The following is an 11111-nucleotide window of genomic DNA, read 5'->3' on the forward strand; positions in this document are numbered from 1 at the left end:
ATGACGCGTGAGCACCTCGTGACGGCCACGGGAAATGTATCGCTTGAGGAAGCTGAAAAGATCCTGATGGCAAATAAGGTCGAGAAACTTCTGCTGGTTGACGAAAATAACAGACTGACCGGGCTGATTACGATCAAAGATATCGACAAGATGCGCCGGTTCCCGAATGCCTGCAAAGATAGGCAAGGCCGCTTGCGGGTCGGGGCTGCCATCGGAGTACACGAATACCAGCGGGCCGAAAGCCTGCTCAGCAAAGATGTTGACGTGCTAGTGGTGGACAGCGCTCACGGCCATTCGACGAATGTCGTCGAAACCGTGCGTGGCATCAAACAGCGCTGGGACATTGACGTCATTGCTGGCAACGTCGCCACCAAGGAGGGATGCCAAGACCTGATCGCCGCCGGTGCGGATGCTGTCAAAGTCGGAATCGGGCCCGGGTCGATTTGCACCACCCGCGTCATTTCCGGTGTCGGCGTGCCGCAGATTACGGCGATCTACCAGGCCGCTCAGGCCGCTAGCGCCGCTGGCATACCTATCGTTGCTGATGGTGGCATCCGCTACTCCGGCGACCTGACGAAAGCCATCGCCGCTGGTGCCCACTCGGTCATGATCGGCGGACTGTTCGCCGGCCTGGCCGAAAGCCCGGGCGAGTTGATCCTGTACCAGGGGCGCACGTTCAAGATTTATCGCGGTATGGGCTCGATGGGAGCGATGGTCAAAGGCTCCAGCGAGCGGTACCGGCAAGGCGGAGGAGAACGCGGCAGCGAGAAATTCGTGCCCGAGGGGGTCGAAGGACGAGTCCCCTTCAAAGGCAACTTAAGCGCGTTTGTCTATCAGCTGATCGGTGGACTGCGTGCCGGGATGGGATATTGCGGTGCACGTGGCATTGAGGATTTGCGAAGGGATGCGCGGTTTATTCAAGTCACAGCGGCTAGCGTGCGGGAGAGTCACCCACATGACATTGCGATTACGCAGGAAGCACCAAACTACAGCGCCCAGTACTCCTCGGGCGAAGAGCACTAGCAGCCGCGGGCCGGGGCGCGCCGGGGCGGGCACGCTCGTCGTGGCACTGGCCGTGGCGCTGACCGCTACCGCGCCGTGTCGGGCCGAGCTCAAAACCGACGCCGCCAAGACCGCCACCGCCAGCAAATCGACGGGCGCGAATCTGAAGTGGCGCTCGCCGAAAAAGGTGGTGACGACCGAAAACGCCGCGGCCGACGCCAGGGCGCTTGGCGCTTTCACCGATGAGCCGACGGCCGTATCCGCTGACAAGGGAACGCCCCGCAAGGAATTGCGATTTACGCAGCCCAGCGACGGCCCTTCTTCGCTGCACGTAAAGTCCGATGACGGCGATGCCGGCAAGAACGCGAGCAAGGCGACTGAGTCGGCCGACGCATCTTCCAAGCCCGCTGAGTTGGCCACGAAGCCGGCCGCTAAACCAATTCATGCCGCGAAGTCGCGCACTCCGGTGACCGTCAAACGCTTGGGCGATGCCGAGGCGTCGCCACATTCACTCACCACAACTGGTGCTAGCGGCAGCTCGCTGACGATCAAGTTGGCCTCGCACGAAGAGCCGCAGATCGATCCGTTTGGCGATGACGAAGCGCCGGCCCTGGAAATGGCGCAAAAGCCGGCCCGCCCGAGCGCGGTGCAGGCCATGATGCAAGATCGCCGCAGTTCGGCGGCCCAAAATCCGTTTGGCGATGAACAGCCGAAATTGGAGCGCGTGCCGACGCTGGCGCCGCCGGCTGAAGTTCCTACGGAGCCAGGCCAGCCGCAAGAATTGGCCCAGGCGTTGCCGTATAATTGCCCTACGCCGCGTGAATACGTGAAGCGGCTATCGGACATCAGCACCAATATCGCCGCCGAGCCGGGCGAGTTCCCGGTCGAGTGCGGCCTAGGTGACGAGCAGTTCGTGCCGCGTAATTTCCATGGAACGCTGTTCGCCTGGAAGGCATCTGCTCTCTGTCACAAGCCGCTGTACTTCGAAGACATCGAGCTGGAACGCTATGGCCAGACCTGCTCGCCACTGTTCCAGCCGATTATCTCGGCCGCCAAGTTCTACCTGGCACTCCCCATCCTGCCGTACCTGATGGGGCTCGAGCCACCGCTGGAGTGCGTCTATCCGCTGGGCTACTACCGGCCGGGCAGTTGTGCCCCGTTCATCATCCCGCCGGTGCCCATCAGCTTGCGAGGTGCTTTGCTCGAAGCCGGCGTGTGGGTAGCGGGCGTGGCGCTGGTGCCGTAGGCGAAATGCAAAATGATGAATGCAGAATGATGAACGGGTGAGGCGAGTTTCCGTCACCGTGGACTCGCCTCATCATTCGTCATTTTGCATTCTACATTTCCTTCACATGTCAGATAGCCACCGAGTGTCCAGTCAACCGGTTGCCGCTCACTCGTATAACTCGGTCCAGTTGGACTCGTCCGTCAGTTTGCAAGCCGCCCGGATGTGACTGGGAGCGTGGACAAGGAACATTTGGATCCCGGCGGCGATTTCCTCGTCCGAGAACCGCTCAGGAAATAGATGCAATGCGACCATGAACGCAGCATCTTCGTTCCAGTCGGCCATGTGAAAACCCACCTCGCCAGCCGTCTCCGCTCCGTATTGCGGCGTAAGCGCCCTCGTAATCGCCGCCACGGTACGCGACGATACGCCATGCAAGTGCCGCGACTCTTCCCCGGCGAGCTCTGAAAAAATCGCACGGACCTTTTCAAGTACAGACAAATGGGCATCCTGTTCTCGTGCCAAAACTATGCGTTCCTGCGCGGTTGTCTTTGCAGTTCAGCGCTCATCATTTAGCGCTCAGCGCTTTAAGCTCCGCAACCACCCGTGCCGCACCAAGGCGCTCCGCATCCGCCAGAGCGTGGTTGCGGCTGACAGACCGGCAGGCTCGATGGCTTGGCCGTGTGCGCCGCCGGCACGCTGAGCTGTTTTTCGACACGCGTGCTGCCGCAATCGGGGCAGGCCGGCTTTTCGTTGGCGCGCACCAGCAGCTCAAAATGGTCGCCGCAGCCGGTACACGTGTATTCGTAGAGGGGCATGCTCTTGCTCCGCGGGCGCTCGTAGAATCTCGACTAAGACAACTCTATTCTAGAGGGCGACCCCAGAACCGCAATTTCGCTCGGCCTGCGAACATGGTGCTTCAATAGTTGAAGCTAGGGAACTGTGCAGCCGAGACGGCCGCTCCACAACTTGCTTCGCGTCGACATTTTGTGGTGCAGGCGTCTCGCCTGCATCATTGCGTAGCACGAAAAACTGAACGGCGCTGGCCCGCGAAGCAGAATTCACTTATGACGATTCCCACCCTGAATCGCCGGCAATCCCAAGAGGTCGACCGCCGGGCGGTGGCCGAATATGGCATGGCCGGCCTGGTGCTCATGGAAAACGCCGGCCGCGGCACGGTCGACGTACTGTGCCGCTTGGGCATCGCGGGCCCGGTCGTCGTCTGTTGCGGCCGGGGACATAACGGCGGCGACGGGTTTGTCATCGCCCGGCATCTCGATCTGCGCGGGCACGCGGTGCGCGTCGGACTGTGGTGCGATCCGGCGAGCTTGCAAGGAGACGCGGCCGCGAACTACGCGATCCTTGCTCGCTCCGGCGTGCCGATCGACGTTTTTGGAAACCAGTATGACGCGGCATGTCTCGCGGCGCTACTGGATGGCGCTGCCTGGATTGTCGATGCGCTCTTGGGCACCGGCTCGCACGGAGATCCGCGCCCGCCCATGGATGCCGTGATCGATGCGCTCAACGCGCATTCGGCCGCGAAGCTGGCCGTTGACCTGCCGAGCGGGCTCGATGGCGACACGGGCGCCGTGTCGCGCCACACGATTCGCGCCGCACACACCTGTACGTTCGTCGCGCAAAAGCCTGGCTTCTTAATGCCCGGCGCGGCGGCGTATACGGGCCAGGTACACGTGCTCGATATCGGTGCGCCGCGCAAGCTGATTGAAGAGTGCCTGATACGTGCGCACGCGGGATAGAATGAGCTACAAAGATCGTAAGGAGTCGCACGACGACCCTTCGAGCGGATCTATATTTCGCACGACGTCGGCGTTAACCCCTCAAGAAGCACGTGTCCCATGCGTGAAGCGATCACCGACCGACTGTGGCTTGGAACTGCAATCGATGCTCGTGATATCACTGGCGTCCTTGACCATGGCATCGTCGCGGTAGTCGATTTGGCGATGGAGGAGCCGTCGATTCACTATCCGCGCGACATCATGTACTGCCGAGTGCCTCTCGTGGATGGCTCCGGCAATCGCCCCGAAATCATCCGCGCTGCCGTTGACATAACGGCGGGCTTAATTGATTCCAAGATTCCGACGCTTGTCGCGTGCGGCGCAGGAATGCGCCGATCGCCCATTATCATTGCGGCCGCGTTGACAATGCTCGATGGAAGATCGCTTGAACAAGCGCTGGAAGACATCACTGCCGGCGTTGCTCACGATGTCTCGACAAGTTTGTGGGCGGAAGTCAAGGCAGTGTGCGACAGGATGGTAGACGAGTAGGGAATTGTGAGTTCGACGACAAGAGCGGCACCAATTACTTCGACCGCTTGCAGCGTTCTACACACTACTGCGCCGCCGATTTGCTGCCGTGGGGCGAGCCGGCGATCGGTTCCCCTTCGGCCAGTGGGCGGCCGGCCACGCTGAAGCCCAGTTCGTGCAGTTGCTTGCGCACCTCGCGGAAAATCGCGAAGCTGTCGTCGTACGTCCACAGGGTAATGGTCGTGTGCTTCGGATCAAGCCCCGAGATCGCCGTAACGAATCGCGATTGCCGCGCGACGGCCTCTTCCAGCGTCTCGCCGAGCTCTTCGCTCATCGGCAATAAGGCAAAATGGCGGAGCTGGGCGTAGCTGCCGGAACGTCCGGACTCGGGCTGCATGTCCACGCGCTCGATAACGTATTTCAGGCGGAACCCGTCGACGGGTCCCACGATATCCGAGAACTCGCGCTCGTCGCGCAAGCGGTCGACCTGCTCGTGAGCGCGGCGTTTGAATTTTTCCAGCAGGGCTTCCATCGGGATGGGAGTAATCAAACCTCGCTTGAGCTGAAAATGCAGCTCTTTGCCGTACACGATTTGGCTGATCGGCGTGGGATAGGTTTTGATCTCGATCGTCGGCGGCGGTGACAGGTCGACCTCGCGTTTCAGCCGCGTCGTCTGCATTAGCTTGGCCTCGGCGGTCGCCAGCGCCTGCTCGAGATCGAACTGCTCGCGCGAATGACCGTCGAGCGACTTCCGCTGTTCCTCAAGCTCGCGCTGCTTCGCTGCCAGGATTTGTGCAAGCACTGCACGTTCCTGATAGCGGCCGGCCGTGGTGAGGGCGACCTTTTGAATTTCCTTGTTCAGGTCCATGACGTCCTGCTCGAGGGCCGTCATCGACGCTTCGGCATCCTTGAGCGCGGCGGCGGCCACTTCTTTAGAGCGCAGCTCCGGCGATAGTAGCGACGGCAGGTTCTTGATCCGCGTGCTGGCGACGACCACCAGGATGATCAAGATGCCGACGATGTTCGCGACGACGTCGAGAAACGAGTCGTTGCCGAAGGCTTCTTCTTGTCCACGTGCCGGACGTGCCATGTTCGATTTGCTCGCGGAAATCGCGAGGTGATGTATTGTTCTACCAGGGACCGATTTTTCGTTTCGGCCGCGCGACTTGTACCGGCGCCTTGTCGGCGGGCTTCACTTCCAGGCCGCTATCAGCCAGTAGCGTCTTCAGATCGGCGTATCGCCCTTCAGCTCCGGGCGCGACAGCAACCGAGAGCTGCGGGCGCCAGTACATGCCACGACCGGCTGTCCCCCACGTATCGACGCGGCCCCAGACGGCCGACACCAGGTCTTCGACCGAGTCTTCGGTTCGCTCGGTCAGGGGAATCTCTTGTGTTTGCGACGGCGCTTGGTCGGACCGCAACACCAGGCGATCGGGAAGGCATTCGACGCGCACCGGGCGCGAGATTGGCACCGCGTGTCGCGCCTCTTCCGGCAGGCCCCAGTTCTTGCCGCGTTTGTCGGCCATGCTGCTCGTGGCGCTGCCCTGGCCTGCGGTGCCTAATTGCACGCTGGTTGGCATGCCGGCGCTACTGGCCATGCCACCAGCTTGTCCGCCGATCGCCAGTGGCGAGCTCTGCGAGGACGTGGCCGAAGCCATCCCTGCTTGCCCGCCAGGATTTCCTGGCGCGCCGCTGGCGGCGCCACCGGCCTGGCCACTTTTCGCGCCGGCCGCTTGATTGCCGCCAGGCTGCAGGCCAAGCTTGCCCGGCCCGGTTTGCCCGGCGATCCCCTGCCCGTTGCTTTGTGCGTTGGCGGGCGCTCCCTGACCATCGTCATCCCCTGACATGGCGTAGGGGCCATTCGGCGAGCCATCCGTTCCCGCCCCCGAGCCTGATCCTCCCGTTGTTCCATTGCCAGCCGTCGCGCCGTCTACGGCGCTTGTCGTGCCTGTTGTCGCTGCGCCGGGCGCAATCGCGCCGCTTGAACCACCGACACCTTGGCTTCCCGCTGCGCCGAGCTGTGTCGCCGTTCCTGAGCCGTACAGACCGCCGTTGAAGCCGCTGATCGGATCGCCCGGCTTTTGTCCGCCACTGGTGCCCGCGCCGTTGCCGCCGCCGCTCAGATCATTCGCCCCAGGGCGGCCGCCCGCTGCGCCCGGCAAGGCGCCTGCCGAAACAGGAGCTGCGCCGCCGGACGCGAGAAACGAGTTTCCAGCGCCGCCGCCCGAGCCCAATAAGGACGAACCCTTTCCGGATCCCGTGCCGGTGCCGGGCGCGGCACCATTTCCCATACCCAAAGCTGGACCGGCACCCGGGGCTGGTCCTGTGCCGGAGCCGGTGCCGCCGGCAAACATATTGTTTCCTGCGCCATTGCCGCCCGGATTTGCGCCGCCAGGTTGCGATCCGTATCCGTTTCCTTGCGGCGCTCCAGTGGCTGCGTTGCCGGTGCCGGTTCCTGGTGTTGAACTTGCCGCGGCGCCATAGACGCTTGCCAGTTCGGTTTCGCTATTGGCGGCGCTGTCGGTACCCAGATTGGCGCCGCCATTTTGCGATGGGTAGCGGCCCGAACCTGCCGTGCGATCGTATCCGTTTCCGCCGCCGCGGCTGCCGCGCCCACCGCCACCGCTGCCGGCATAGCCTCGGCCGCGATGTCCGCCGCCTCCGGAGTGCCCGCTCCAGCCTTGGCGCGATTGCCGCTCGTCGTCGCTCGGCCCGCTCTCCTGCACGATGCCGCCGGAGGGCGAAGCTCGATACCACTGGGCTTTCTTCTTTTCGGAATAGTAGCGCGGGGCGGCGCGGGCCAGCGCTTGTTGGCGGATGCGGGCTTCGTCGACGGCCAGGTGCATCGCATCGGCCATGGCGGGGGGCGATGGGCGGAACTCGAGCTTCCAATCCTGATCGATCAGCTCGTAGCCGAACTCCGAGCCCCATGAGGACATGGCTTCGCGCGCGTGGTAGTAGGCCTCGACGCCGTCCGGGCGCACGAGGAGCAGTGGATAAGGTTCGCCGGTGTCGACGGCATTTTCGCCGTAATCGTTCAGATATTCGCGCGCGGCACGCAAGCCGGCGGCCAAGGGATTACCGGGGCCGAGAGGTCCGGTCAAATCCATCAGCGTTATTTCGATCCCTTCAGGCTGGAGAATAATGCGCTCGCCCGTACACTCGATGTACAGCGGTCGCCGCATGGTCTGGCTGGGCCCCTCGTAGGGGACGACGGCATACGAAGGCCGCTTGGATTGGGCCGTGCGTCGTGCTTCCTCGAGGTCGCGTTCGGCCGCGGCAGCCAACTCGGTGACGTGCGCGAGCTCGGTACGGAGTTGATCGAGCTTCTCTTGGTGGTGCTTTCCTTCCGCCGACTTCTGCTCGGCGAGTTCGAGCTCGCCGATCTGCGCGCGCAACCGGCGCGAATGCTCCTCGATATGGCTCAATTCCAGACGGCGATCTTTCAACTGCGCGCGGGTTTCCTCGCGAGATTTAGCCAGATGCTTAGTCCGCCACTCAACGGTTTCGCGCTGCGAAACCAGCTGCTCGATCTCGGCGGCATTTTGCGGCGCTTCGTCGGCGTTCTTCATCTGGGCTGTGCGCACGACGCAGATCAACACAATGATCAGCGCACCCAACGTACACAGCATCACGTCGAGAAACGTGAAGAGCGAGAAGGCCGCGGTTTGCCTGGCGGAACGACTCATGCAGTGCTATTGCCTAGAAAGTCTTTCCGCCCCACGGAAAACCAAATCTGTCATCGCCGACGCGCCCACGCTGCAGCGCTGCATCAGGGCGCAGCGCAGACTGTTCGCGCGTAAATTTGTCGCAGGCGCGCAAGTGTCACGCTCTCTTGCGCGCGGTGAATCATTTCGGTGCCTTGGTGGGGCACTTGTTCCGAGACAGCTATCCCACGTCGATGTGTTGCCCGTCGATAAAATCGACGTAACCGGCAAAGTGAATGCAGGAAAAGGCGCGCTAGCACGCCCGTTGCCCCCAAAAAGGGCCGCCTACCGTAATGGCTTATGCCGTAAGCGCCAAGCACAGTTGGGCGCGGCGTTCTGCGGAGACCGGCGAAGCTAGCAACGTCGTGTCGCGTGCGGCAGAGCAAGCGGAGTCAGTCGCACAACGAGAATGCGTCCGCAGATTGCACAGATTTCGCATTTGATCGGAGAAGCTTTGGTCGTTGTCGCTAGCCAGGTCAGTAGCTGGTTTTCGTCACCGTCAACGCGAAGAATGTGATCGACGTCGCACCACAGGCTTTGTAGTCACATCTGCGTAATCTGCGAAATCTGCGGACGAATTCTTCCAATCGGGAATTCAATTTTGTGGGCGCGGCGCGAAGCGGCGCGATTTCGGCAATGAGCGAACCCTTCGCGCCGTCGTTGTACCACGCGTCTGACCCGGCTGACTCGTCAAAGTCCGACGTGCCGCGTGCCGATACCGACTCTTACGGTTGCGGTGCTCGCGGTATTGCAACCGCCTTGCGGTAACGACGCCGGATCGAGTCGAAACGAGATCGGAAACTCCGGAGGCGCGCCTTCGTCCCCCACCCTGACGACGCAAGCTAACGACGCGCCTTCCCAGGAGGGTACGCTCTGGTGTCGATCGGAAACGGTCCGCCAGAGCGTTTCTTTTTGCGCTTGTGCAGATTGCGATTCTGCAGAATCCGCGAATCAAATAACGAATGCAGAACTGCCCGCTCTGCCGTGTGCATGGCATCACCAGCATTCTGCATTCGTCGCCCCTGGCTCTGTGATCCGGCCCCGCTCAGTGACTGAGCGACGTGCTATCTGCACAGTAGAAACTACCAGTGGTGGTGATGGCCGTAATGCCCATAGTACCCGGCTCCGCCATAGCCACGGTAGTAAGCACGATACGGCGCGCCGTATCCGTAGCCGGGATATCCAAATCCGAAGCTCAATCCCGGCCCAATGCCGCCGTAGGCATATGGTTGCGCCACATACGGTTGCGGAAGCACCGGCGCAGCATACGCGTATGGCGCTGCTGCCGGATAACCGTAGCCGTAGCCCGGTGTTCCAAACGAGAAGTTGAAGTACCCCGGCGCGGCCCGCGCGATTTGAGGATTGGCGAATCCCATCGCCGCGATCAGCACGCCAACGACCATCATGGTTCCGATTGTGCGTCTCATGTCCTTGCTCCTTGATCCCTTCGGCCCACGTGCGGTTTGACGTAGTTGGCAGGCTCGTGGGCGTTAGCCCGTTTCCTTGATCGTTAGCAAACGCACGAATCGTGCCGATTCTTGCCAGACGCGTCTTGGACGAAGCGCAACTGCCTATGGCGATTCAAGCTGCGTGTGCCTTGGGCGAGAAACAGAGTCGCCGAGCGGCGTCGCGACTCAGACACACTGTCCTCGAAATGATTGCGCTAAAAGAGCGCAGCAGGGCGTCGCTGTCGACTGCCCAAGATTCTCAACCGCGATAGGTGGCGAAGCAGCGCGGCGTTTCCCACAGATGCGCTTCGACGATCGGAAAGCCCTGGGCGGCCGTGAACTTGTAGATCAGCTTGGCGATGTTTTCGGCCGTGGGGTTCGTGTCGAGCAGGTAGAGCGGCTCGCCGGCCTGCTGGAGAATCGGCACGAAGGGGTCATCGCGGTGCAGCAGCATGCGATGATCGAGCTGCTCGTCGATCCAATTGCTGACAACGCGCTTGATATCGGAAAAATCGAGCAACATGCCGCGATCGTCGAGCGATTTTCCTTCGAGAACGATCACGGCCCGGCCGTTATGCCCGTGCAGATATCGGCACTTGCCGTCGTAGTTGAGCAACCGATGACCGTAGCAGAAGTCGATTTCGCGGCTGACGCGGAACATAGGCATTTTTAGCCACCGGCGATGGGCAGCTCCTCGCTGGGAAAGTTTGGTCTGGCGGACCATTCCGAGGTTCCGGGCACTCCGAGCTTAGCGGTAACCCAGCCAGCCGAAGGTAGTGCGTCAGTTTGAAATTACTGCGGTGGATTAAGGAAGTATCGGTAGGCGTCAGGATGATGCGAGATGATCCAGACCCCTATTCCAAAGAGCAAGGGAGTCGTGAATGATACGACGAATTGACCGTATTGGACGCAAATGAACAGCGTGAACATTAGAGGCCTGTCGGCGCGACTGAATCGGTTGCCGCAGTAATTCACCATTCCTTCAGCAATTTCACGGTGAACCTTTCTCCAAAGGACCCACGCGATCGACCAACACAGGGCCGCAACTAAAATTCCAAAGATGAAGAACGGAAATAAAGAAGGCATCCCCCCATGATACCCGGCGAGAGGGAACGGCTTAAGATCGCGATTGCTTTACGTCACCCAGCCGAATACCTATCCGGCCAACCCGCGGGCGGCGTACTGCGTAGGATCGGCCATGCCGGCACTCTGGAACGCCTGCATCCTTTCCGCACATTTGTTGCAGCGGCCACAATGCAGTCCCTCGCGGGGATCGATGCAAGAGAAAGTCAGTTCCAGCGGGTAAGCCCTCCCCAACTCCATAACCTGGCGTTTGGTCATCTGGGCGAAGGGGCGTTCGATATGAACCTGCCCGCCAGTCGCCAGATTGAGCGCTTGCTCGTAAGCGGCAAAGAACTTGTCCGTGGCGTCGGGGAAAGGGTTCGAGGCCAAGGGCGCAAGCGCG

At 61.5% G+C, this 11111-nt stretch carries 11 protein-coding genes; 4 read left to right on the forward strand and 7 right to left on the reverse strand.

What is annotated here, in order from left to right:
* Together VHD36_15800 and VHD36_15805 are read left to right on the forward strand one after the other, a co-directional pair.
* On the forward strand, positions 1-1023 hold a 1023-nt coding region (locus VHD36_15800), incomplete at its 5' end, for an IMP dehydrogenase (GenBank protein HVU88786.1).
* A gap of 40 nt (positions 1024-1063) precedes the next feature.
* Positions 1064-2248, forward strand: coding sequence for a hypothetical protein (locus VHD36_15805; protein ID HVU88787.1), 1185 nt, complete (start codon positions 1064-1066; stop codon positions 2246-2248).
* A gap of 147 nt (positions 2249-2395) precedes the next feature.
* On the opposite strand, the gene VHD36_15810 is transcribed toward VHD36_15805, so the two are convergent.
* Positions 2396-2752, reverse strand: coding sequence for a hypothetical protein (locus VHD36_15810; protein ID HVU88788.1), 357 nt, complete (start codon positions 2750-2752; stop codon positions 2396-2398).
* Positions 2753-2814: 62 nt separating this feature from the next.
* A complete protein-coding gene (locus VHD36_15815) occupies positions 2815-3045 on the reverse strand; it encodes an FmdB family zinc ribbon protein (protein ID HVU88789.1) in 231 nt (76 codons plus the stop codon).
* Positions 3046-3294: 249 nt separating this feature from the next.
* Between VHD36_15815 and VHD36_15820 the strand changes: the two genes are divergently transcribed.
* Both VHD36_15820 and VHD36_15825 read left to right on the forward strand, forming a co-directional pair.
* On the forward strand, positions 3295-3984 hold the full coding sequence (locus tag VHD36_15820; protein ID HVU88790.1) for an NAD(P)H-hydrate epimerase: 690 nt from the start codon (positions 3295-3297) through the stop codon (positions 3982-3984).
* A gap of 99 nt (positions 3985-4083) precedes the next feature.
* Complete coding sequence (locus tag VHD36_15825; protein HVU88791.1) at positions 4084-4512, forward strand: dual specificity protein phosphatase; 429 nt, start codon at positions 4084-4086, stop codon at positions 4510-4512.
* 64 nt (positions 4513-4576) lie between these two features.
* Here the strand turns inward: VHD36_15825 and VHD36_15830 are convergent, their stop codons facing one another.
* From VHD36_15830 to VHD36_15850, 5 genes are all read right to left on the reverse strand, one after another.
* Complete coding sequence (locus tag VHD36_15830; GenBank protein HVU88792.1) at positions 4577-5581, reverse strand: hypothetical protein; 1005 nt, start codon at positions 5579-5581, stop codon at positions 4577-4579.
* Positions 5582-5621: 40 nt separating this feature from the next.
* Positions 5622-8180, reverse strand: coding sequence for a hypothetical protein (locus VHD36_15835; protein ID HVU88793.1), 2559 nt, complete (start codon positions 8178-8180; stop codon positions 5622-5624).
* Between the two features lie 1100 nt (positions 8181-9280).
* Positions 9281-9625 (reverse strand): hypothetical protein, encoded by a 345-nt coding sequence (locus VHD36_15840; protein ID HVU88794.1) that lies wholly within the window; start codon positions 9623-9625, stop codon positions 9281-9283.
* 280 nt (positions 9626-9905) lie between these two features.
* Positions 9906-10313: a 6-carboxytetrahydropterin synthase gene (locus VHD36_15845; protein HVU88795.1), complete on the reverse strand. Its 408-nt coding sequence runs from the start codon at positions 10311-10313 to the stop codon at positions 9906-9908.
* Between the two features lie 488 nt (positions 10314-10801).
* On the reverse strand, positions 10802-11111 hold a 310-nt coding region (locus tag VHD36_15850; GenBank protein HVU88796.1), incomplete at its 5' end, for a 7-cyano-7-deazaguanine synthase.

The organism is Pirellulales bacterium, from assembly GCA_035546535.1.
Lineage (GTDB): Bacteria > Planctomycetota > Planctomycetia > Pirellulales > JACPPG01 > JACPPG01.

What these genes read in the sequence shown, in the direction of transcription:
- VHD36_15815 (HVU88789.1), bottom strand. Translation starts at nt 3,045, where the DNA reads ATGCCCCTCTACGAATACACGTGTACCGGCTGCGGCGACCATTTTGAG.
- VHD36_15820 (HVU88790.1), top strand. Translation starts at nt 3,295, where the DNA reads ATGACGATTCCCACCCTGAATCGCCGGCAATCCCAAGAGGTCGACCGC.
- VHD36_15825 (HVU88791.1), top strand. Translation starts at nt 4,084, where the DNA reads ATGCGTGAAGCGATCACCGACCGACTGTGGCTTGGAACTGCAATCGAT.
- VHD36_15830 (HVU88792.1), bottom strand. Translation starts at nt 5,581, where the DNA reads ATGGCACGTCCGGCACGTGGACAAGAAGAAGCCTTCGGCAACGACTCG.
- VHD36_15835 (HVU88793.1), bottom strand. Translation starts at nt 8,180, where the DNA reads ATGAGTCGTTCCGCCAGGCAAACCGCGGCCTTCTCGCTCTTCACGTTT.
- VHD36_15840 (HVU88794.1), bottom strand. Translation starts at nt 9,625, where the DNA reads ATGAGACGCACAATCGGAACCATGATGGTCGTTGGCGTGCTGATCGCG.
- VHD36_15845 (HVU88795.1), bottom strand. Translation starts at nt 10,313, where the DNA reads ATGCCTATGTTCCGCGTCAGCCGCGAAATCGACTTCTGCTACGGTCAT.